Genomic DNA, 21,397 nt, shown 5'->3' with positions numbered 1-21,397 from the left:
TGACCCAGATTACTTACCTCACTCCCCTACGTAATCCTCGGTGGGGATGCAGGCGCAGAAGAGGTTGCGATCGCCGTAGACGTCGTCGATGCGGTTGACTGACGGCCACAGTTTGGCGGCGCGCACGGCCTCGGACGGGAAGACCGCCTCGGCGCGGCTGTAGCCACGGGACCACTCTGCATCCATCACGTCATCCTGAGTGTGCGGCGCATGGACCAGCGGGTTGTCGGTCAGGCTCCACTGCCCCTCCTGCACCTTGGCAATCTCGGCACGAATCGCAGTCATCGCCTCGACGAAGCGATCCAGCTCGCGCTTGGATTCGGATTCGGTCGGCTCGACCATCAGGGTACCCGCCACCGGGAAGCTCATGGTCGGCGCGTGGAAGCCGTAGTCCATCAACCGTTTAGCCACGTCCATCTCGCTGATACCGGACGCCTCTTTCAGCGGGCGGATATCCAGGATGCACTCGTGAGCCACCCGACCGTTGCGACCGGAATAGAGCACGGGGAAGGATTCACCCAGCTTCTTGGCCAGATAGTTGGCGTTGAGGATGGCCACCTGAGTGGATTTCTTCAGCCCCTCATCACCCAGCATGGCGATATACATCCAGCTGATGGGCAGGATGCTGGCCGAACCGAACGGTGCCGCCGACACGGCGCCGTTGTTGCGGCTCTCCTTGTCGGTCTTGACCACGGCGTGGCCGGCCACGAAGGGCGCCAGGTGTTTCTTCACGCCTATGGGGCCCATGCCCGGACCGCCACCGCCGTGAGGGATGGCGAAGGTCTTGTGCAGGTTGAGGTGTGACACGTCCGCCCCGATAAAGCCCGGGGCAGTGAGGCCCACCTGGGCGTTCATGTTGGCACCGTCGAGGTAGACCTGACCACCGTGCTGGTGAACGATGTCGCACACCTCCTTGATGGTCTCCTCGTACACCCCGTGGGTGGAGGGATAGGTCACCATCAGACAGCTAAGCTTCTCCCCCGCCTCGGCGGCCTTGGCGCGCAGGTCGTCGAGATCCACGTTGCCGGACTTGTCACAGGCGGTGACGATGACCCGCAGACCCGCCATCTGGGCAGAAGCAGGGTTGGTGCCGTGAGCGGAAGCCGGAATGAGGCAGATATCGCGATGACCGTCACCACGGGACTCGTGGTACTTCTTGATGGCGAGCAAGCCTGCGTATTCGCCCTGGGCGCCAGAGTTCGGCTGCATGCAGACCGCATCGTAACCGGTCACCTTCACCAGCCAGTCTTCCAGGTCTGCCAGCAGCAGCTGGTAGCCCTTGGCCTGGGCAAGCGGGGCGAAGGGGTGCAGCTTGCCGAACTCGGGCCAGGTCACCGGGATCATCTCGGCGGTGGCGTTGAGCTTCATAGTGCAAGAACCCAGGGAAATCATGGCGTAGTTGAGCGCCAGATCCTTGGCTTCGAGACGGTGGATGTAACGCAGCATCTCGGTTTCTGAGTGGTACTTGTTGAACACCTCGTGGGTCAGCACGGCGTCGGTGCGCAGCAGATCCTGCGGAATGCCCTGATGGGTCTGGGCCGCCTTGTCGAGCGCTTCCACGTCCAGGCCGTGTCCCTTGCCGAGGAAGAGATCAAACAGCTCGGCCACGTCGGCGCGGGTGGTGGTTTCGGAGAGGGACACACCCACGGCACCATCGAGATCGGTGCGCAGGTTGATGCCGAGCCCTTCAGCCTTGGCGATCAGTGCCGCCTTGTCGCCCGTCAGCACGGTAAGCGTATCGAACCAGCTGGCGTGCTTGAGGGCAACGCCTTTGTTCTTGAGACCCAGCGCCAGAATGGTGGTGAGACGGTGCACGCGAGAGGCGATGGTTTTCAGCCCCACGGGGCCGTGGTAGACGGCGTAGAAGCTCGCCATGTTGGCCAAGAGCACCTGGGCGGTACAGATATTGGAGTTGGCCTTCTCGCGGCGGATATGTTGCTCGCGGGTCTGCATCGCCATGCGCAGGGCACTCTTGCCGCGGGCGTCCTTGGAAACGCCTATGATGCGACCCGGCATGGAGCGCTTGTAGGCGTCGCGGGTGGCGAAGAAGGCGGCGTGGGGGCCACCGTACCCCATGGGCACGCCGAAGCGCTGGGCTGAGCCGAACACCACGTCGGCGCCCAGTTCACCCGGGGATTTGAGCAACAGCAGGGAGAGCAGGTCGGCACTGACGCAGGCCAGCCCCTTCTGGGCTTGCACGGCGGCGACCAGTGCCCGTACATCCTTCACTTCCCCCGTGGTGGTGGGATACTGGAACAGGGCACCGAACACCTCTTCGCTCACCGCCTCGCTGGCAGGGCCGACGGCCACGTCGAAGCCAAAGTGCACGGCGCGCTCCTTGACCACGTCGATCACCTGCGGGTGCACGTCATCGGCCACGAAGAAGAGGTTGGATTTGGACTTGGCCATCCGCTTGGCCAGCGCCATCGCCTCGGCGGCGGCAGTCGCTTCATCCAGCAGGGAGGCGCTGGCGAGATCCATGCCGGTCAAGTCCAGCGTGAGTTGCTGGAAGTTGAGCAGGGCTTCGAGGCGGCCCTGAGCCAGCTCGGGCTGATAGGGGGTGTAGGCGGTATACCAGCCCGGGTTTTCCAGCACGTTGCGCAAGATGACATGGGGCACATGGGTATCGTGATAACCCATGCCGATGTAGCTCTTGGCAATCTTGTTCTGGGCGGCGTAGCCCTTGAGTTTGGCCAGTGCCTCCACTTCGGTCATGGAAGCACCAATGCCAAGCGGGCCCGGACGGCGAATGGCGGCGGGGACCGTCTGCTCAATCAGGTCATCCAGACTCTCGGCGCCCACCTCGGCCAGCAGCACACGCAGTTCTTCCTCACCCGGGCCTATGTGGCGGCGGATGAAATCGGTTTTTTGTTCGAGTTCAAACAGTGACTGGGTCATTTCCCTATTCCTGGTAATAAGTCCTGGTAACCAAGACCTGATGTTCCTGATAGCCGGCTGATACCGACTCCACTCATGTTCTGGGTCCCGCAGGCAGTGTGCACAGTGCGGTACCGGATGCTGCGACAGCATCGACAGGGGGTCACCTTGTTACGCATAACCTGGCGCACAAACAGACTGGCCCGATGGCAGGCCATGCCTGCAAGCGGCGGGCGCGGGCGACTTCACCCTGATGCCGGCCGGAACGGGTCCGGCTGGCAGACATACAAACGGGCCCTGCCGTGTTGGCAGGGCCCGGGGGCATTACTCTTCGTCCACCAGGTTCTGGTAGCCTTCGGCATCCAGCAGGTTGGCGAGCTCACCCGCGTCGTCCAGCTTGATGCGGAACAGCCAACCAGCGCCGTAGGGGTCTGAGTTGACCAGCTCAGGGCTGCCTTCCAGCTCTTCGTTGACGGCAACAATCTCGCCACTCACCGGGCTGTAGATGTCAGAGGCGGCCTTGACCGACTCGGCTACGGCGCAGTCATCACCGGCACCAATTTGCTTGCCCACTTCCGGCAGGTCGACAAATACCATGTCTCCCAGCAGATCCTGGGCGTGCTCTGTGATACCAACCACGGCCTCGCCGTTGGCTTCAACACGGATCCACTCGTGGGAGGTGGCATATTTCAGTTCGCTCGGGATATGGCTCATTTGTGCTTCCTTATTCACTTGGATCACTTGTACCTGGAGGGGGTACAAGGGGTACTGGCGAAGGCGATCCCCTTCGCCGCAATGGGGTTGTTACACCAGTTTCTGGCCGTTGCGCACGAAAGCGGGCTTGGTGACTTTGACGGTGACCAGCTTCTTGCGGATCTCCACCTCGGCCTGCTCGCCGATATCGCGGGGCACCCGCGCCAGGGCAATACTGTAGCCCAGGGTCGGCGAGAAAGAGCCGGAGGTGATCACACCTTCCCGTTTCTCGCCGCTGGCGGTGGTGAAGGTGACCGGCATGCCGGCACGCAGTACACCCTTCTCTTCCATCACCAGACCGACCTGCTTGGGCTGGGTACCCGCCGCTTTTTGTGCTTCCAGCGCGGCGCGACCGATAAACTGGCGGGAGGCCGGTTCGAAGGCCAGGGTCCAGGCCATGTTGGCGGCGAGCGGGCTGATGCTCTCGTCCATATCCTGGCTGTAGAGGTTCATGCCGGCTTCGAGGCGCAGGGTATCGCGGGCACCCAGTCCGCACGGGGCCACGCCGTTATCCAGCAGCGCCTGCCACAGGTCACACGCCTTCTCTTGCGGCACCACGATTTCATAACCGTCTTCACCTGTGTAACCGGTGGTGGCGATAAAGAGATCCCCTGCCTGCACGCCGAAGAAGGGCTTCATGCCTTCTACTGCCGCGTTCTGCTCAGGGGTGAACACCTTGGCCGCCTTAGCCTTGGCGTTGGGGCCCTGTACCGCGATCATGGCGAGTTCGGGGCGTTCGGTCACGCTCACGGCAAAATCGATGGCGTGGTGGCGGATCCAGGCCAGATCCTTCTCGCGAGTGGCGGAGTTCACCACCAGACGGTAGAAGGTATCGGTCAGATAATAGGTAATGAGGTCATCGATGACGCCGCCATCGGGGTTGAGCATGCCGCTGTAGAGGGCCTTGCCCGGGACTGTGAGTTTGGCCACGTCGTTGGCCAGCAGGTGTTGCAGGAAGGCTTTGACCCGTTCGCCGGTCAAGTCGACTATGGTCATGTGGGAGACGTCGAACATGCCGGCATCGGTGCGCACCGCGTGGTGCTCTTCCAGCTGGGAGCCGTAGTTGATGGGCATTTCCCAACCGTGGAAATCCACCATTTTGGCGCCGGCTTCCAGGTGCTTGGGATGCAGTACTGTAGTCTGGATCATCGCTGTGTTTCCTTAAGCGTTCGCGACAACACTCGCAATCCGCCTTCCTCTGACAGCCAACAGTACGGTCAATCGCCTGTGCAACAGAAAGAGAAGAGACAGTCGGAGTCTGTGCTCGTTCCAGCCCCATGGGGCAAGAGTAATTCCTTGAACGCAGCGGATTATATGACAAGAGGGCGAGCGCGCCGCTCAAAAAAAACTAATCCACCGCCAGTAAACAGACCCCAGACACTAAGGTAAAAACAGTGATAAAAACAGTCGAACAGCGACTCACACGAGATTAAATTTTGATTTTTACCGTTTCGTCACAATTTGAAGAAAAACGTTTCGCCTACCACCCAGATTAAAGGCTGATGCCCAAAATGGGTCATCAGCCTCGTCACATTAGTTTTGTTGTAAAAAAACCTGAGTAGTATTAGATTTTTTCACCCTTGGCCAGCGCAGGCAGTTCGCCATCGAGCCCCATGGCAGCCCGGATCACTCCCTGCTTGAGCGGCACCAGCGCATCGAAGGCGCACAATCCCACCCCGCGTACCAGCTTCTTGAGGGGGTTAGCCCCGCTGAACAGTCGCTTGAGCCCTTCCATCGCCGCCAACATGCGGGCCGCCTCGCTCTTGCGCCAGCGCTCATAGCCGCGCAAGTTGGCCAGCAGACCGATATCAATGCCAGCACGCTGGCTCTGCACTATCTGCTCGGCCAGCGCGGCGGCATCCAGCAGGCCGAGGTTGACCCCCTGCCCCGCCAGCGGATGTATGGTGTGGGCCGCATCCCCCACCAGCACCAGCCGCTCGCGGGCGAAGTCACGGGCATAGCGGGCGGTGAGCGGGATGGCGCTGCGCGCCCCTTCCACCTTGCACAATCCCAGCCGGCCATCGAAGGCGGTGGTGAGCTGGCGGTTGAACTGTTCATCATCGCAGGCGCACAGCGCTTCGGCCCGGGTGGCGGGCACGGACCAGACGATGGAGCAGAGGTTGGGTTGCCACAGGGGCAGGAAGGCGAGCGGGCCATCCGGGGTGAAGATCTGGCGGGCAACCGCCTCATGGGGCTCGGCACAGCGCACCGTCGCCACCAGGGCATGGTGGCCGTAATCCCAGCTGGTGAGCGGAATGTCGGCCTGGCGGCGTACCCAGGAGTGGGCGCCATCGGCGGCCACCACCAGCTTGGCAGACAGCGCGCGACCATCATCCAGCAGTAGGAGTGACCCCGCCTCGCCACTTTGCAGGCTGGCTGCCCGGGCGGGGCTCAGCAGGCTGATGTTGCTCGCCTCCCCGTTACTGTCACCGAGGATCGCCTCCAGCAGCGCCAGCTGGATGACCCGATTCTCGACTATGTGGCCGAGCGCCGCCTGGCGCAGGCTGGCGGCATTAAAACCAATCTGGCCGAAGCTGTCTTGCTCCCACACCTGCATCTTCTCGTAGGGCTGCAGGCGGCGCGCCTCGATACCGGCCCAGGCGCCAACCTGCTGCAAGATGCGCTGGCTGGCCAGACTCAGGGCACTGACCCGGTTGTCCGGTGCCTCGCCGAGCTGGGGTTCGGGCAACTGCCCCTCCACGATGGCAATCTTGAGGCCACTCTCCTTGAGTGCGGCGGCGAGCCCCAGGCCCACCATGCCACCTCCCACAATCACCACATCCACGTTTTGCATCTGCATCATCTGTTCCTTTCGTGGCTGACCGACAGGGTCAGCAGGGGACGCCCATTGGCATCGACCCCGTTCAATACGCGGTTTGCTGCCGCCTATGGGCGGCACACCTCATTTACGGCACAGGTCGGCCACAAACCCCAGGGTGCGGGAGGCCAGCGGCGCCTTGAGACAAGTCAGCCGCCCCATCAGGGAGAGCAAGAGGTTGCGGCCCGCCACCAGGGGCTCATAACTATTGGAGAAGAGCTGGGCCAGTGAGGAGGTGAGCCAGATGGTCTTGGCCTGATCCTCCTTGCGTTGCTGCCAGTAGCCGTTGAGCACACCAAAGCTGCCGATGTCCTCCCCCACTGCAAGCGCACGAGCAACCGCCTGGGTGAGCAAATCAAGGTCGCGCATCCCGAGGTTGAAGCCCTGCCCTGCGATAGGGTGCAGCAGGTGAGCGGCATTGCCCACCAGCACGGTGCGCTGGGCCAGTGGATAGTCAGCCGCCGTCAGCACCAGCGGATAAACGTGGCGCTGACCGGCCCGCTCGAAGCGCCCCAGCCGCCAGCCAAACGCCTGCTGCAGCCGGGCGAGAAACGCGGCTTCATCGAGCGCCATCAGTTCATCCACCTGATCCCGCCCGACGCTCCACACCAGAGAGGAGAGCCCCTCCTGCATCGGCAACAAGGCCAGCGGGCCCCCCTCGGTGAAGCGCTCGAACGCCCGACCGGCAGGATCCTGCGCCGTCTTGACGGTAGCTATGATGGCGCTCTGCTCAAAGTCGTGGCGGGTCACCGCCATCTTGAAGTGCTGGCGCACGAAGGAGTTGCCGCCATCGGCCGCCACCAGCAGTCGGGTCTGGTAACGCTCACCGCTGGCCAGCAGTAAATCCACCCCCTCTTCCAGCGGCTCGACCCTGGCCAGCATGGCCGGGCACAACATCCGGATCTGCGGGCAGGCCGCGATCGCCTGTTGCAACTCAATCCCTGCCGCCGACAGCTCAATCACCTGACCGAGCGCGGGCAAACCATATTCCGTCGCCGACAGCCTGGCCTGACCGCCATGGCCCCGATCCGAGACATGAACCTGGGTGATGGGGGAGCAGTGAGGGGCAAAGCGAGGCCAGAGTCCGTGGCGGGCAAGCGCCTCGCAGGTGCCTGCAGAGAGCGCTATGGCACGGGCATCGAAGCCAGGGTGAAGCGTGAGCTCGGGGGCACTCGCCTCCAGCAGCAGGATCTGCAGGGGCTTGCCATCAGCACCTCGTAGCGCTGCGAGGGAGAGCGCCAGCACGGCGCCACTCATTCCACCGCCGACGATAGCCACATCGACGTGAACCAGATCAGATTGAGACATGAGATGAGAGGGGGAAGCTAAAACGTGGCCTCATGCTATCACAAAGCAGTGGGCCAGGATGCGAAGCCACGGGCAAAAATCGGGGGGCGGCCATGATGCAATCGAAAACCTGCCGGACTATACCAGCAAGCCGACACCTGCAACCCGGCCGGATAAAAGCAGAGCGCCACCTGGGCGCTCTGCGTTGTTTTATGCTGTTTCTGTCGCAGTGACGATCGCAAGGGCCAATCAATGCAAGGTCGGCGGTGCGATCGGGGTATCCGGGCGTTTGCCAAACTCCTCGAAGGTCATCATGACCCCCAGACGCACATGCTCGTAGAGCACCAGGAAGGAGGCTTCGTTCTCGTCATCCTCCTGATCGAACTCGGCAGAAACCTGGGTGATGCTGGCGATGTCCTGGATCATCTCCTGCAACTCTTCAGACGCTTTGGACAGCTCCTGCTGCGCCACGCCAAAACCGGCCAGAAATGCCTGAGACCAGTCCACCAGCGAGTCAATGCGCTCATCGAGCGGCGCCTCATCGCTTGGCAGCAGCAGCTCGACGCCCTTCTGGGCCATCAGACTCTCGACTATCTCGTGATAGAGATCTGTCATCACCTGGCGCACCGGGGCCGGCAGGCCGAAACCATCGTTGACCAGATCGTTGAAAGGCGGCAGCCAGCTCTTGTCATCCAGTGCCACGCCACCGCAGACGAGACCGCAGATCACGCCATGGGCCTCCACTGCCGTTGCCATCAGCTCATGCTGTTCCATCAGGTCGGCCACGACCGTGTATTTCAGGGGGTTCGTTTTGCTCATCGAAGATCCGCTCAAAGTTCAGGCAAATATGCAGAATTAATGGTCAGGATCCTAGCATTCTCCCCCTTCCAGAGCCAGCAAGGCCTTGAAACTTCTGCATCTGCGCTATATAGTCCCGCCCAGTTGTCCACGTGGATAAAGGCGGAAATCAGCACCGCCGTATTGAGGAAGGCATGAGCACAGAGGCCGTAGAAATCGTCATTTTGGGACGTCCCTACAAGGTATCCTGTCCCTTGGGACAGCAGGACGCCCTGCGCCAGGCCGCCGACCAGCTGACTGACAAACTCATAGAGTTGCGTCAGCGCTCCAAGGTCTCCAGCAACGAACAGCTGGCGGTGATGGCAGCACTCAATTTTTGCCATGAGCTCTGCCTTGAAAAAGAGAAGAATCACCAATACTCTGAGACCATGGACAAGCGGATCAAGATGCTGCAACGCACCATAGAAGCGGCGCTGATCGAACACGGACAGTATGGCGAATCCAGCGAACAGGGCCAGCAGCCCTAATCGCGCAACGTTTTAAAATTCCCTGGGATGTGCGTCAGCCGGTTCAAGTCCCCGAGCCGATAATCATACCCAACAGGGGATCGGCCTTCTGGCTATTGTGCATGCTCGGCACGACCGAGAAGCCTGCGGTCAGATTCGATTCCCGCCTTGAACCTACGGTTCAAGGGCCCAAACCGGCAACGGCATCTCCGGGGTACCAACAGCAAAAAGCCCGTCATCACGATGACGGGCTTTTTCTTTGCTTAAAGATCACTCACCAACCGGCACGGCAGCGCTATCTCATTTGCTCAGCAGCAGATTTTCCTGCTGACGGGTGGCGGTGACCAGCACGGGTATCGACTTGGAGGTGGGGGTAAACGAGCCCTCTCCTATGCTGTCGATGGGCACCAGCGGGTTGGTTTCGGGATAGTAGGCCGCGATATTGCCCTGCGGGATCTCGTAGATCACCACGTTGAATCCGGTCACAATCCGCTCGCGCCCGTCGCTGCAGATGGCCGCCATATCGACCCTGTCTCCTTCGGCAAAGCCGAGACGGCGGGCATCCGCCCCGTTCATGAACACCACGTTGCGCTGGCCCTTGATGCCACGATAGCGATCGTCCATGCCGTAGATGGTCGTGTTGTACTGATCGTGGGAGCGCAGGCTCTGCAGCAGCAAGACCGGCTGGTCGCACATCTGTTCGGCATGGCGGGTACACTCCGGCAGCACAGAGCGCGGCAGGGTGCTGGCACGAAACTCGGCGCTGCCGCTGGCGGTATTCCACCTCAGTTTCGCCGCGGCGTTGTCCAGATGAAAGCCGCACGGCTGCTGGATTCGGGCATTGAAATCGGTGAAACCTGCGATGGTCTGCTCGATGAGATCGCGAATGCGCCCATAGTCATCGCGCAGCGCCAACCAGTCGACCCGCTCGCTGCCAAGGGTAGCGTGGGCCATCCGCGCCACTATGTCGGTCTCTGACAAGCAGAGCGGCGACACAGGCTCGGCCGTACCGGTCGAGGCGTGCACCATGCTGAAAGTATCCTCCACCGTGATCTTCTGGTTGCCCGTGCGCTGGATATCGAGCTCGGTACGACCCAGACAGGGCAGGATCAGCGCCGCCTTGCCCACCTGCAGGTGGCTGCGGTTGAGCTTGGTGCTGATCTGTACATTGAGCACGGCCCTCTTCATGGCCCCGCAGGTGAAGTCGGTGTCTGGTGCGGCGGCGGCCAGGTTGCCGCCCAGGCAGATAAGCACCTTGCTCTTGCCCTCGTGCAATGCCTTGAGCGCCTCATAGACGTTGTGACCACGCTCCCTGGGCAGGCTCACCTGCAGATGGCGCTCGAGCCGCTCGATAAAGGCTGCGGTCGGCTTCTCGTTGATCCCCATGGTGCGGTTGCCCTGCACATTGCTGTGGCCCCGTACCGGACAGAGCCCTGCCCCCGGCTTGCCCATCTGGCCGCGCATCAGGTGCAGGTTGGCTATTTCGCGGATGGTGTCGACCGAGTGCAGATGCTGGGTCAGCCCCATGGCCCAGCAGCTGATGACGCTGCGACTGGCGGCAAACACGCGGGCAGCCTGCACGATATCGGCGCGAGTCAGGCCGGATTGCTGCTCGATCTCGACCCAGCCGGTGGCGCGCACCTGCGCCTCGTACTCGTCAAAGTGGCGGGTATGGCGGGCGATGAAGTCGCGCTCCACCACCTCGGGCGCCTCTTCCAGCATGTACTTGGCCATGCCACGGATGGCGGCCATGTCGCCGCCCAGTTTGGGCGTCAGGTACTGATGGCTGATGGTGGTCGCCGCCGGGGTAAGCAGCTCAAGGGGGCTCTGCGGACTGGCAAAGCGCTCGAGGGCCACCTCTTTGAGGTTGTTGAAGCTGACAATCTTGCAGCCATTTCGCGCCGCCTTGCGCAGGGCATTCATCATGCGCGGATGGTTGGTACCCGGGTTCTGGCCATAGACGAACACCGCATCAGCACGGTCAAAATCATCCAGCACCACAGTGCCCTTGCCGACGCCCACCGACTGAGTCAGCGCCACCCCGCTTGCCTCGTGGCACATGTTGGAGCAGTCGGGGAAGTTGTTGGTGCCAAACAGGCGGCCAAACAGCTGATAGAGATAGGAGGCCTCGTTGCTGGCGCGTCCCGAGGTGTAGAACTCCACCTCATCCGGGCTGTCGAGCCCCTTTAGGGTGTCGGCGATCAGCGAAAAGGCCTCATCCCAGCTTATCGGTTCATAGTGATCTGTCGCCGGGTCATAGCGCAGCGGCTCGGTCAGCCGCCCCTGATACTCCAGCCAGTAGTCGCTCTGGGTGGCCAGCTGGCGCACCGAGTGGGCCGCAAAAAATGCGGCCCCCACCGTCTTGCCGGTCGACTCCCAGGCCACCGCCTTGGCGCCGTTTTCACAAAACTGGAAGGCGCCGTGATCGTTGTCACCCCAAGCACAGCCCGGACAGTCGAAGCCATCGGTCTGGTTGACCCGCAGCAGATTCTTGATGTTCTGGCGGGTCTTCTGGCTGCGCAACACTTGCTTCATGGTGGACTGCAGGGACGAGAAACCGCCTGCTTTGGCAGGTTTTTCAATATGACTCATGGCACTCTCCGATGGGATCCGCCGGGCGATAGCTGGAGTAGCTGACCGGGGCATCAAACTTGGGAATATGGACGACATTGAGGTTGTATTTGAGGGCCAACCTGACCGCCAGCTGGCTGGGGGACGCCAGACAAACGAGGTGGCGAGCGCCGAACAGCGCCGCCTTTTGCACCAGCTCGCTGCCGCAGCGACTGGTCACCACCAGGGTGTCGCAGGCCTGTGGTTGGCGCAACAAGAGACCGATAAGCTTGTCGAGGGCATTGTGGCGCCCTATATCTTCGCGGCAGTGGAGGATCCGCCCCTGCTCATCCAGCGCCAGCGCCGCATGGAGGGCGCCAGAGTGCTGCCCTTTGAGCTGCCACTGCGCAATCTGCGGGCGCAGTTCGACCAGCAAGGCGAGATCAAGGGGTGGGGTGAGCGGCAGAGCTGGCAAGGGGGGAAATGCCTGCTCGACCGCCTCCACCCCGCAGATGCCGCAGCCGGTCGAGCCGGTCAGCCTGCGCCGACGCTGCTGTAGCTGCGCCAGACAACGATTGGCGATGGTAACATCCAGCACAAAGCCATGTTCAGCGGGGGATACCCGGATATCGTGCACATCGTGGTTGTGCCGGATGATCGACTCGCAGAACAGAAATCCTATGGCAAAATCGTCGAGATCGTCCGGTGTCGCCATCATCACCGCATGGTTGATGCCATTGATATTGATGGATACCGCCACCTCTTCCACCAGATGATCCAGCGAAGGCAAGGCATGGTGGACGGCAGGTTGAACCATGGGGTTGGATGCAGGCATGAAAGGTTGGCCTAAAAATGCAAACTGCATTCAAGTTTAGAGAGGCCGCACCGGCAAAACCAATGAATTAAATCTATCTCCCGATAGAATCACTCTATTGACGATGAATTTTCAATTGATTAATTTGAACTATCACCCTGCCAGACGCCTCGCAACACCGCCATGAACATCAAGCAACTGCACTATTTCCACGAACTGGCCAGGCATCGGCATTTTGCCAGGGCCGCCAAGGCCTGCCACATCACCCAGCCGACCCTGTCGGCCAGCATCACGGCACTGGAAAAAAACCTGGGCACGGATCTGGTGGTGCGCACCAGCCAGTTCGTCGCCCTCACCGAGGCGGGCGAGCTGGTGCGCCAGTACGCCGAGCGGATGCTGCTCGAACAGGAGGCGCTCAAGCAGGAGCTGGCGCTGTTTCACGGCGAACTGTCGGGCACCTTGCGCATCGGCATAGTGCCCCAATCCAATGTCGACATAATGCCGCTCATTGCCAGGTGCAAGCAGCGCTACCCAGATATCGTCATTCGCCTGTCGGTGCTGAGCAACGAAGCCCTGCTGTCACAGCTGGCGCTGCACCAGTGCGACATAGGTCTGGGGTTTGACGAGCCCCCCGGTGAACCCGGCAGGCACGCCTTCAACCTTTACCCTCAAGGTCACAACCGGATGGCGGTATTGAAAAACCGCGGCGCGGCGGAGCCCCTCCCCTCCTCTGCGCCCATGACCCTGGCCAGTCTGCAAACCCGGCCACTGGTGCTGCCAAGCCGCTCCATGCAGTTTCGCCGATACCTGGATCTCGCCGCCGAGCGCGCACGGATAAACCTGAATGTGGTGCTGGAGACAGACTCCCTGTTCCATCTGGTGAGTGCGGTGCGCCACCAGCTGGGCTGGGCCATCGTCAGCGCTGGCCTCGCCCACTCCGCCAGCCAGCTCTCTGATCTGGTGTGTCATCCCCTAGAACCGATCGAAGCCGGCAGCACCGTCTTCCTCACTCGCCAGCACAGCATCACCCCCGCCATGAGGGCCTTCCTGGAGCTGGTGGCAGAAGACGCCACCATAGGCTGGGCGCAATAACGAAGAAGCCCGCCAATGGCGGGCTTCTTCGTTATGCAAGGAGCACAGACAGGATCAGGTCGCCATCTGCTCGTGGGGCGATCCATGGTGGCGTAGCCAGGCAAAGCTCAGGGCTACCAGCAGGACCATGATCGTCATGATGGCCCCCAGGGTCACCTGGCCCTCCATCGGGAAGCAAGCCGCCAGCAGAGTGACTATCCCCGCCCCCAGGTTCTGCATCCCGCCAAGAATGGCGCCAGCCGTCCCTGCCTGACCCGGGAAGGGTTCGATGGCGCAGGAAGTCGCGGTCGGATAGAGGATGCCGCTACCGATGAAGTAAACAGCGGCGCCCCCCACCAAAGAGGCGGCACTCACCACCCCGAACAGGCCTGGCAGCAGTATGATGAGCGACCCCAGCGCCAGGAAGGCGATGCCAAGGCGCATCAGTTTGCCCTGGCTCAGGCGAAAACTGAGCTTGGCAGAGAGCCAGGCACCAAACAGATAACCGGGCAGCGGCAGCACGAACAATACGCTGACAGTGCGGGCGCTCAGTTTGAGCACATCGCCGAGCAGCACGCCTGCCGCCGCTTCAAACACGGCAAGTCCGGCAAAGGTCGCCATCAGGCAGAGCAGGTTGCCCTGGAAGCGTGGATTGCCCAGCACATGGCGGTAGGCGGCGCCGACCCGCAGCCGCTCTTGACGCGCCGCCACCGGCAGGGTTTCACCAAACCAGGCCAGCAGGGCCAGGGTAGTCACGGCACCAAAACCAAACAGGAACCAGTAGCCGGCACGCCAGTTGAACAGCTCGGTCAACCAGCCGCCCAGCACGGGGGCCAGCAGCGGGGAGAAAATCACCCCCATGCTCACCAGACTGTTGGCCCGGTTGAGCTCGGCGCCGCTGTAGCGGTCGCGCATCACGGTCCGGCTCATGGCACCACCGGCACCCGTGCCCATCCCCTGGATCAGGCTGCCCACCAGCAGCGCGGTGAAGCTCGGGATCAGCTGAATGGTCAGAGTCCCCACCAGAAACACCATCATGCCGATAAGCAGCACGGGGCGACGGCCGATGCGATCCGACAGCGGACCATAGACAAACTGGGAGAGCCCGTACGGGATCAGGTAACAGGCCATCACCGCCTGCAACTGGCCGGAGGCCACGTTGAAGTCCCCTGCCATCATGGGAATGGAGGGCACATACAGGGTTTGGGTCATCTGGCCCACAGCGACCATGAGAATGGTCAGAAAAAACAGAGGGTAAAAACTGTGCCGATACATATCTCAGTCCCGCAAATCATCAAAAGCTGCCGCTCCCCTGGCAGATAATCTGCAGAGGGGATCCAAAAAACAGAGTCAATCAAAGGTGAAAATACAAGGCGGAGAACCCGCACCGGCCGGGAGCAGGACACTCCCTTGGCTTGGGGTGATCTTAGTGATTCAGATCACGAAAAACGAACGAATCTTTATAATCAGCTTTCCCTAGTTTTCCTAATGTGACGGGGTTGTTCACCCCGTCAGCGACACAAATCAAGGGGTTATCATCGACAAGATGCCTTCAGACCTCATCATCATACTGTCCGCCGCACGCGGGCAACATCCAGCCCCTCATCTTGGGTGCCTGCCGTCATCCCCAGGCGCAGGCAGCGTTCCCCCACCTTGTCGGCCAGAGCTTCGTCATGGGTCACCAGCAGCAGGGCACAGCCGATCTCTCCCAGCTCCTCCAGCAGGCAGGTTATGGTCTGCTGCTGACTGAGGGGATCGAGCCGGGAGGTGGGCTCATCGGCAAACAGTAGAACGGGGCGCAGCAACAGGGCCCTGATCAGCGACAGCCGCTGCAACTCGCCCCCCGATACCTGACCCGGCAGACGCCTCAGCAAGCCCTCATCGAGCCCCAGTCTCGCCAGATAATCGATGAGACGCTGACGGGGCAACCGATGGCGGCGCAGCAGATCGTCAAACAGGGTCCCGAGGCGCACCCGACTGGCAAACGCCTGCACAGGATCCTGATAGAGTTTCTGCCAGCGATGGTGAGCGACCCCTTCCCGGCGCAGCACATGCCCCTGCAAAGGACGCTGCAGACCGAGCAGCACATTGCCGAGGGTGCTCTTGCCCGCACCGCTCGGCGCCATGATGGCAAGCCGCTCCCCTTCTGCCAGTTGCACATCGAGCCCCTGGAACAGGGTCTGTTCGCCATACCCCATGGTCAGCCCCTCACCCCTGAGCAACCAGTCACCTGTGGCCGGTGCACTTTTCTTGGGCCAGGCTGCGGGATCTGCCGCCAGCAGCGCCCGGGTGTAGGTGTGGGCCGGGTGATGCAGCACCCGCTCGGCGGGCCCTTGCTCCACTATCTCGCCCCCCTTGACCACCAACACCCAGCCACCCAGCGCCCGGGCCAGAGTCAGGTCGTGGGTGATGGTCAACAGCTGACGAGCCTGCGCCAGATAGCCCAGCAGCAGCGCTTGCAGCCTGGCGCGGGCCAGACTGTCTAGCCCCTTGGTGGGCTCGTCGGCGATGAGCAGTCGGGCCTGCCCCAGGGTGGCGGCCGCAAAGGCGGCGCGCTGGGCCATGCCGCCGGAAAGCTGGTGCGCGAAATGACGCTCACGCCCTGCAAGCCCCAGGTGCTCGAGGGAGGCTCTCGCCCGCGAGCGGGCCTGTTGACCTCCCGCAAGCCAACCCTCCTCCACTTGGTGCAGCAGCCCCATGGTAGGGTCGAGCGCCATCACAGGCTCTTGCGGCAACATCGCCAGCTCCCGCCCCCACAGGGCACGCAGTCGATGGGGCTCGGCCAGATCGTAGTGATGACCGGCCATCTCAAGCTGGCCTTGCCCAAGTAGCGGTGCAGGCAGCGTGCCCATCAGGGCATGGGCCAGCAGGGATTTGCCCGAGCCACTCTCCCCCACCAGGGTCAGGGCACTGCCGGGAGTCAGGGTCAAGTCCAGCGCTTGCAGCAGGGTCTGCTTGCCATCGCCAACCTGCACGCCCTTGATATGAATAGCAGTCATGACCTGGCTCCTTGTGCAGAACGGGGATGGGGCACTGCCTTCTGGTTGAGCAGCACCAGTGCCAGCAGCATCAAGCCCATCACCATGATGGGGGCCAGCAGCAAACGGGGTGCCTCCTGATAGTGCGGCAACGCCTCCGTCATCATCAGCCCCAGCTCGGGGGTAGGGGGCTGAATGCCCACCCCGACAAAACCCAGGGTGGAGAGGGTCAGAATGGCCCCCGCCAGACCAAACGCCATCATGGTCAGCAACTGGGGGGCCAGTTCGGGCCAGAGGTGGCGGCGCACTATGTAGCCGTTGCCAAAACCGAGCAGACGGGACGCCTCCACCTGGGGTGATGCGAGCAAGGTTCGACTGCGGGCCCGCACCACCCGGTAGTATTCCACCCACTGCGCCATGGCCAGACCGAGATAGAGGATGGCAAAGCCGCCCTGAGCCATGGCGGAGAACAACAGCACCAGCAGCAGGCTGGGCAGGGCCAGCACACCGTCGGCCAGGCTGCGCAGCAGCCCGTCTGTCCAGCCACCGCGCCAGGCCGAGAGCCAACCCAGCAGAGAACCGAGCAGGGCGGCCGTCATGACGCACAGGATCCCCAGCAGCAGCGACAAGCGGGTAGCAGCGGCCAGCCGCGCCATCAGGCTGCGCCCCAACTGATCCCGCCCGAGGGGCTCCTGCCAGGAAGGGTCGGCCAGAAAGTTGACCAGATCCTGGGCGGCAGGATCGGGCCAGATGAGCGGTGCCAGCAAGGCAAACAGCACCACCAGCAGGAGCAGGCTCGCGCCGGCTTTCAATGAGAGAGACATGATCAAGACTCCTTGGGACCGCGAGGATCAATGGCGAGGCAGAGCAGATCGGTCAGGGTGTTGAGCAGCACAAACAGCGCAGCCAGCACCAGCACAGTACCCTGCACCATGGGTACGTCGCGCCAGAAGATGGCATGCACCAGCGCATGGCCGATGCCGGGCCAGGCAAACAGACTCTCGACCACCACCACACCTTCAATCAGGAGTACCAGCTGTACGCTGGTGTAGGCAATGACGCTGACCCCGGTATTGCGCAACCCGTGGCGCAGTAATACCCGTGCTGGCGACAGCCCCTTGGTGAGGGCAAAGCGGTAATAATCGGACTGCACGACAGTGAGCACGCTTTCTCGCACGACCCTGGCCAGCACGCCGGACAGGCCGAGCCCCAGGGTAAGGGCGGGCAGCCAGAGGTTGTGCCCCTCCCCGTGCCCGGCGGCACTGAACCAGCCCAGCTCCACCGAGAGCAGCACCATCAGCACCAGACCCAGCAGAAAGGGCGGCAGTGCCCGCATCAGTACGCTCCAGGCCAGAGTCAGCCGATCGCAGAGCCCCCCCGGACGCAAGGCGCTCAGGCTGCCAAGGGGCAGCGCCAGCAACAGGGCCAGCACAACGGCGGCCAGTGCCAGCGACAAAGTCGCCCCCAGATGATGACCAATCTCACCGACGACCGGAGCCCCGGTGACCAGCGAGCTGCCCAGATCCCCCTGAAGCAAGGCGGCAAGCCAGTCGCCGAAGCGGGACAGGGCCGACTCGGCCAGCCCCAGCTCATGGCGCACAGCGCTCGCCGCCTCTGCGGTGACATAGTCATAGCCGTAGCGACCGGCGGCGATGCGAAAAGCGATATCCCCGGGCAGGGATTGCACCATCAGAAAACAGAGCCCGGCCACCAGCAGCACCACCATCAGTGCCTGTACCAGACGCTGACTCAGGACGCCCACGACAGCAGACAAGGGCAAGCCTGTCATTGCGCCCCCCAAGTCAGCCTGGTCAGGTAATAACTGCGCTCTTGGGGATCCAGTTCAAAACCCTTGAGCTGGCGGCTGACGGCTGCACTCTGGCGATACCAGGCAATGGGCAGCAGCGGCAACTCCTGTTGCAAGGTAGCGGCGATGTCACGCCTCAGCATGGCGGCCTCTTGCGTGGGCAAGGCTTCATGACCAAGCCGCGCCAGTTGAGCTGTCAGTACAGGGGATTGCCAGTTCATTACCCCCCAGTCGGCACCGGCAGGGGCCAGGTCCCCCAGCAGGGTCACCAGCGGATCCGGCACCAACGCATAGTTGCGGGCATAAAGACCGAGCTGGAGCGAGCCATCCTGATGACCTGCCGGGATCTCGCTCGAGTTGCCCACCGCCACCTTGAGCTCGACACCCACCTCCTTCCACTGAGCCTGCAACGCCGTCGCCAGCTGAGGCAACTCGGGGCGATCCGGGAAGGTGCGCAGGGTCAAAGTGAAGCGATCCTTCCCTTTGTGCAGCACGCCATCGGCCCCCTTCTGCCAGCCTGCCGCGGCAAAGGCCGCTTGCGCCGCCTGCACGTCATAGGCAAGCGGTGTCAAGCCGGGCTGATGCCATTCCTTCAGACTGGGAGGAAAGAGCTGGGTCGCCGCCATCTCGGGATCCCGCAGCAGGGCTGCCGCCATGCCGCTGCGGTTGATGGCCAGACTGAGCGCACGCCGCACGGCCGGATCGCTCAGGCGTGGATCGGCCCCATTGAGTTTGAGCTGTATGGTGCGTGGCAAGGTCACAGAGGCGATGCTCACCCTGGGCGCTTGTTGCAAGCGGCGTATGCTGACCGGATCCAGCCCCCATGCGATGTCGGCCTGACCACTCTCTGCCATCAGGGTACGGCTCTCGGCGCGGCCGACCGTCAGGTAGCTGACCTGCTCGATGGCGGCCTTTGGGCCATCCCAGCGGTCAAAACGCGCTGTTTCGATCCGCTGAGGCTGCTGCAAACGGGTAATGCGATAGGGGCCGGATCCAATCACCTGCGTCACCTCCCCCTTGTCGTCATAGGCCCCCCTGGCCAGGATCTGGGTACTGGGATGGGCCAGCACAGCCGCCAGCGAGGCGAAGGGGTGGGCAAGGGTGACAAGCAGCGTCCCCTCTTTGGCCTCAATGGCGGTAATCGGTGCGCTGGTCAGTACCCCTGGTTTGCGCCAGGCCTGTTGCAACGCAAACGCAGCCTGCTCGGCATTCACCTTGCTGCCATCGTGAAAATGGGCGTGGGGGCGCAGCATGAATCGCCACTGCAAGCCATCCTCTGAGTGGGACCAATCACTGGCCAGCCCCGGCTGCAAGCCTCCCTGACTGTCAACTTCGATAAGGGTCTCTGCTACCTGCATACGGGTAAAAAAGACACCGTTGCTGGCCGGGTCGATACTGTGGATTTCCCATGGTCCCACCATGGTCAGCGGCTTGCCATGGGCACCAGCACTCATGCCTGCCAGCAACGCCAGGGCACACCATCCTGAATAGGCGTCTTTTTTTGTCATCGTCTCCATCCGAATAATCATTGTCATCAACTGAAATGCTGTCGTTATAACATAACAATTAATCAGGCAGAATGACTTTCCACTCTTGATGAATCACTCGTTTGTAGGGAGTTAATAGCGGGGCCAGACGATCCTTCTCAGCGAGCATGAATGATGCAACGGCGGGAAATGGTGATGTGAAGACAAGGGGGAGAAGCGAGAAAAAAGATGGCCCTTCACGGGGCCATCTTGTCAGCTTAGCGAGTCACCATCTGCTGGGCTTGCTTGACCAGATCGGCCGGGTCCTCGTTGCGCGGCGGTATGGCAATCCCTTTCTGGCAGGCGGGGCGAGCCGCCATACGTGCCATCCAGGCTTGCAGATGGGTCAATCCGTCGATGGAAATACCGCTCCAGTCATAGATCCGCACCCAGGGCCAGGTGGCGATATCGGCGATGCTGTACTCATCGGCCAGATACTCGTGCTCCGCCAGATGGGTGTCGAGCACCTCGAACAGACGACGCCCCTCTTTCTGATAGCGCTCGATGGCGGCCGGGATCTTCTCCGGGAAGTAGCGATAGAAGACGTTGGCCTGCCCCATCATGGGACCGACACCGCCCATCTGGAACATCAACCACTGGATGGCCTGGGAGCGACGCTTGGGATCCTGCGGCAACAACTTGCCCGCCTTCTCTGCCAGATAGAGCAAGATGGCGCCGGACTCGAACACCGCGAAATCGCCGTTATCCCGATCGACGATGGCCGGGATGCGACCATTGGGGTTGATGGCCAGAAACTCGGGCTTTTTCTGATCCAGCGCCGACAAATCGAGCGGGATCACCCGATAGGGCAATCCCAGCTCTTCGAGGGCAATCGCCACCTTGAAACCATTGGGGGTGGCTGCGGTATAAAAATCGATCATCATGGACTCCTTGTGATTCAGGCCCGGGCGCAGAGGCTAACCTCGGCCCATTTATGCCGGATCCGGGTTGGTGCTATGTGCACATGCAGCAAGACAACTTGGATGTGGGCTGCGCATCTCGCAGCAGCGGCACAATATCGGCCAGTTATGACAAATATTGCGCCGCTTGAACAGCCCGATAAAAGAGGACGCCAGGTTAGCTGCACAACCCCATGGGTTGGCGCTGGCGCAGCAGAATGAGGCGGGACAGCAGCGGAAAGTAGGACTCAAGCTTGTTTAATAGCACCCGGCTGCAGGCGGGATCAGCCAGTTCAGACTCGGCCAGCGCTATGCCATTGGAGACAAAATAAAAACGGGGATCCCGTACATCCGGCCCCTGAATGGTGAGGGAGTCATCCCCCCTGTGCATCAGCAGCGGCAATACCGGCAAACCGAAGCTATCGCCACTTCGCTGCCAACCGAACTCGGGCCAGACAGTATCGCCATCGAGCAGCAGAATGGCCGCCTCCTCTTTACCCGGCTGCCATTGCGATGGCTGGGTAATATTCACCTCGTCGAAGTAGGCGCCATATCCGGTTGATGCTCTCAACGCCGCTAGCAGTCCCTGGGTAGTTGCTGCCGACGGTTTTTGACTGACTAATGACAAATTCATGATCCACATCCCTATGCTCATACAGCCTGTTATTCGGCTACTGCCATAAGACTAGACCAAAAAGAGTCTGTATTGGAGC

Annotated in this window: 17 protein-coding genes and 1 other RNA gene; 3 read left to right on the top strand and 15 right to left on the bottom strand. The window is 61.8% G+C overall.

Features of this window, described 5'->3' with window-relative positions:
- Positions 1-18: 18 nt before the first annotated feature.
- The 6 genes from gcvP to AACX78_RS09870 form a co-directional block, all read right to left on the bottom strand.
- Complete coding sequence (gene gcvP, locus AACX78_RS09895; protein ID WP_159166085.1) at positions 19-2,898, bottom strand: aminomethyl-transferring glycine dehydrogenase; 2,880 nt, start codon at positions 2,896-2,898, stop codon at positions 19-21.
- 303 nt (positions 2,899-3,201) lie between these two features.
- Positions 3,202-3,591, bottom strand: coding sequence for a glycine cleavage system protein GcvH (gcvH, locus tag AACX78_RS09890; RefSeq protein WP_087755926.1), 390 nt, complete (start codon positions 3,589-3,591; stop codon positions 3,202-3,204).
- A gap of 90 nt (positions 3,592-3,681) precedes the next feature.
- Positions 3,682-4,779 (bottom strand): glycine cleavage system aminomethyltransferase GcvT, encoded by a 1,098-nt coding sequence (gcvT, locus tag AACX78_RS09885; protein ID WP_043136808.1) that lies wholly within the window; start codon positions 4,777-4,779, stop codon positions 3,682-3,684.
- A gap of 415 nt (positions 4,780-5,194) precedes the next feature.
- Positions 5,195-6,430: an FAD-dependent 2-octaprenylphenol hydroxylase gene (locus AACX78_RS09880; RefSeq protein WP_201302937.1), complete on the bottom strand. Its 1,236-nt coding sequence runs from the start codon at positions 6,428-6,430 to the stop codon at positions 5,195-5,197.
- Positions 6,431-6,532: 102 nt separating this feature from the next.
- Positions 6,533-7,756, bottom strand: coding sequence for a 2-octaprenyl-6-methoxyphenyl hydroxylase (ubiH, locus tag AACX78_RS09875; protein WP_159166084.1), 1,224 nt, complete (start codon positions 7,754-7,756; stop codon positions 6,533-6,535).
- 228 nt (positions 7,757-7,984) lie between these two features.
- On the bottom strand, positions 7,985-8,554 hold the full coding sequence (locus tag AACX78_RS09870; RefSeq protein WP_087755928.1) for a UPF0149 family protein: 570 nt from the start codon (positions 8,552-8,554) through the stop codon (positions 7,985-7,987).
- A gap of 173 nt (positions 8,555-8,727) precedes the next feature.
- Here AACX78_RS09870 and zapA point away from each other — a divergent pair, with 173 nt between their 5' ends.
- Together zapA and ssrS are read left to right on the top strand one after the other, a co-directional pair.
- Positions 8,728-9,060: a cell division protein ZapA gene (gene zapA, locus AACX78_RS09865; protein WP_005310350.1), complete on the top strand. Its 333-nt coding sequence runs from the start codon at positions 8,728-8,730 to the stop codon at positions 9,058-9,060.
- Positions 9,061-9,076: 16 nt separating this feature from the next.
- A non-coding RNA gene (gene ssrS / locus AACX78_RS09860) (6S RNA) lies at positions 9,077-9,259 on the top strand.
- 80 nt (positions 9,260-9,339) lie between these two features.
- Here the strand turns inward: ssrS and AACX78_RS09855 are convergent.
- Positions 9,340-11,631, bottom strand: coding sequence for an FdhF/YdeP family oxidoreductase (locus AACX78_RS09855; protein WP_159166083.1), 2,292 nt, complete (start codon positions 11,629-11,631; stop codon positions 9,340-9,342).
- Positions 11,618-12,424 (bottom strand): formate dehydrogenase accessory sulfurtransferase FdhD, encoded by an 807-nt coding sequence (gene fdhD, locus AACX78_RS09850; protein ID WP_236556314.1) that lies wholly within the window; start codon positions 12,422-12,424, stop codon positions 11,618-11,620. The genes AACX78_RS09855 and fdhD overlap by 14 nt, the downstream gene beginning before the upstream one ends.
- A 162-nt stretch (positions 12,425-12,586) precedes the next feature.
- Between fdhD and AACX78_RS09845 the strand changes: the two genes are divergently transcribed.
- Complete coding sequence (locus tag AACX78_RS09845) at positions 12,587-13,495, top strand: LysR family transcriptional regulator (protein ID WP_159166081.1); 909 nt, start codon at positions 12,587-12,589, stop codon at positions 13,493-13,495.
- A gap of 54 nt (positions 13,496-13,549) precedes the next feature.
- Here AACX78_RS09845 and emrD read toward each other — a convergent pair whose 3' ends face one another.
- The 7 genes from emrD to AACX78_RS09810 all read right to left on the bottom strand — a co-directional run bounded on the left by emrD (position 13,550) and on the right by AACX78_RS09810 (position 21,318).
- Entirely contained in the window at positions 13,550-14,749 is a 1,200-nt protein-coding gene (gene emrD, locus AACX78_RS09840) for a multidrug efflux MFS transporter EmrD (protein WP_005310343.1), read from the bottom strand.
- 290 nt (positions 14,750-15,039) lie between these two features.
- Positions 15,040-16,473 carry an ABC transporter ATP-binding protein gene (locus tag AACX78_RS09835; protein ID WP_159166080.1) on the bottom strand — a complete coding sequence of 478 codons (1,434 nt, stop codon included), beginning with the start codon at positions 16,471-16,473 and terminating at the stop codon, positions 15,040-15,042.
- Positions 16,470-17,276, bottom strand: coding sequence for an ABC transporter permease (locus AACX78_RS09830; RefSeq protein WP_159166079.1), 807 nt, complete (start codon positions 17,274-17,276; stop codon positions 16,470-16,472). Before AACX78_RS09830 ends, AACX78_RS09835 begins: the two co-directional genes overlap by 4 nt.
- 2 nt (positions 17,277-17,278) lie before the next feature.
- On the bottom strand, positions 17,279-18,241 hold the full coding sequence (locus tag AACX78_RS09825; RefSeq protein ID WP_159166078.1) for an ABC transporter permease: 963 nt from the start codon (positions 18,239-18,241) through the stop codon (positions 17,279-17,281).
- Positions 18,238-19,767 carry an ABC transporter substrate-binding protein gene (locus tag AACX78_RS09820; RefSeq protein ID WP_159166077.1) on the bottom strand — a complete coding sequence of 510 codons (1,530 nt, stop codon included), beginning with the start codon at positions 19,765-19,767 and terminating at the stop codon, positions 18,238-18,240. Before AACX78_RS09820 ends, AACX78_RS09825 begins: the two co-directional genes overlap by 4 nt.
- 236 nt (positions 19,768-20,003) lie before the next feature.
- On the bottom strand, positions 20,004-20,666 hold the full coding sequence (locus AACX78_RS09815; protein WP_021139807.1) for a glutathione S-transferase family protein: 663 nt from the start codon (positions 20,664-20,666) through the stop codon (positions 20,004-20,006).
- Between the two features lie 196 nt (positions 20,667-20,862).
- Positions 20,863-21,318 (bottom strand): hypothetical protein, encoded by a 456-nt coding sequence (locus AACX78_RS09810; protein ID WP_011898874.1) that lies wholly within the window; start codon positions 21,316-21,318, stop codon positions 20,863-20,865.
- Positions 21,319-21,397 lie beyond the last annotated feature (79 nt).

The sequence above is a fragment of the Aeromonas sp. 9A genome (assembly GCF_963900955.1).
Lineage (GTDB): Bacteria > Pseudomonadota > Gammaproteobacteria > Enterobacterales > Aeromonadaceae > Aeromonas > Aeromonas salmonicida.
This window is presented reverse-complemented; position numbering and strand designations above follow the sequence as displayed.

Bases quoted from the DNA above. Each gene is read 5' to 3' on its own strand.
- AACX78_RS09825 (WP_159166078.1), bottom strand. From the start codon at position 18,241: ATGACAGGCTTGCCCTTGTCTGCTGTCGTGGGCGTCCTGAGTCAGCGT.
- AACX78_RS09880 (WP_201302937.1), bottom strand. From the start codon at position 6,430: ATGCAGATGCAAAACGTGGATGTGGTGATTGTGGGAGGTGGCATGGTG.
- gcvH (WP_087755926.1), bottom strand. From the start codon at position 3,591: ATGAGCCATATCCCGAGCGAACTGAAATATGCCACCTCCCACGAGTGG.
- fdhD (WP_236556314.1), bottom strand. From the start codon at position 12,424: ATGCCTGCATCCAACCCCATGGTTCAACCTGCCGTCCACCATGCCTTG.
- AACX78_RS09870 (WP_087755928.1), bottom strand. From the start codon at position 8,554: ATGAGCAAAACGAACCCCCTGAAATACACGGTCGTGGCCGACCTGATG.
- AACX78_RS09835 (WP_159166080.1), bottom strand. From the start codon at position 16,473: ATGACTGCTATTCATATCAAGGGCGTGCAGGTTGGCGATGGCAAGCAG.
- AACX78_RS09855 (WP_159166083.1), bottom strand. From the start codon at position 11,631: ATGAGTCATATTGAAAAACCTGCCAAAGCAGGCGGTTTCTCGTCCCTG.
- gcvP (WP_159166085.1), bottom strand. From the start codon at position 2,898: ATGACCCAGTCACTGTTTGAACTCGAACAAAAAACCGATTTCATCCGC.
- zapA (WP_005310350.1), top strand. From the start codon at position 8,728: ATGAGCACAGAGGCCGTAGAAATCGTCATTTTGGGACGTCCCTACAAG.
- emrD (WP_005310343.1), bottom strand. From the start codon at position 14,749: ATGTATCGGCACAGTTTTTACCCTCTGTTTTTTCTGACCATTCTCATG.
- AACX78_RS09830 (WP_159166079.1), bottom strand. From the start codon at position 17,276: ATGTCTCTCTCATTGAAAGCCGGCGCGAGCCTGCTCCTGCTGGTGGTG.
- gcvT (WP_043136808.1), bottom strand. From the start codon at position 4,779: ATGATCCAGACTACAGTACTGCATCCCAAGCACCTGGAAGCCGGCGCC.
- ubiH (WP_159166084.1), bottom strand. From the start codon at position 7,756: ATGTCTCAATCTGATCTGGTTCACGTCGATGTGGCTATCGTCGGCGGT.
- AACX78_RS09815 (WP_021139807.1), bottom strand. From the start codon at position 20,666: ATGATCGATTTTTATACCGCAGCCACCCCCAATGGTTTCAAGGTGGCG.
- AACX78_RS09820 (WP_159166077.1), bottom strand. From the start codon at position 19,767: ATGACAAAAAAAGACGCCTATTCAGGATGGTGTGCCCTGGCGTTGCTG.
- AACX78_RS09810 (WP_011898874.1), bottom strand. From the start codon at position 21,318: ATGAATTTGTCATTAGTCAGTCAAAAACCGTCGGCAGCAACTACCCAG.
- AACX78_RS09845 (WP_159166081.1), top strand. From the start codon at position 12,587: ATGAACATCAAGCAACTGCACTATTTCCACGAACTGGCCAGGCATCGG.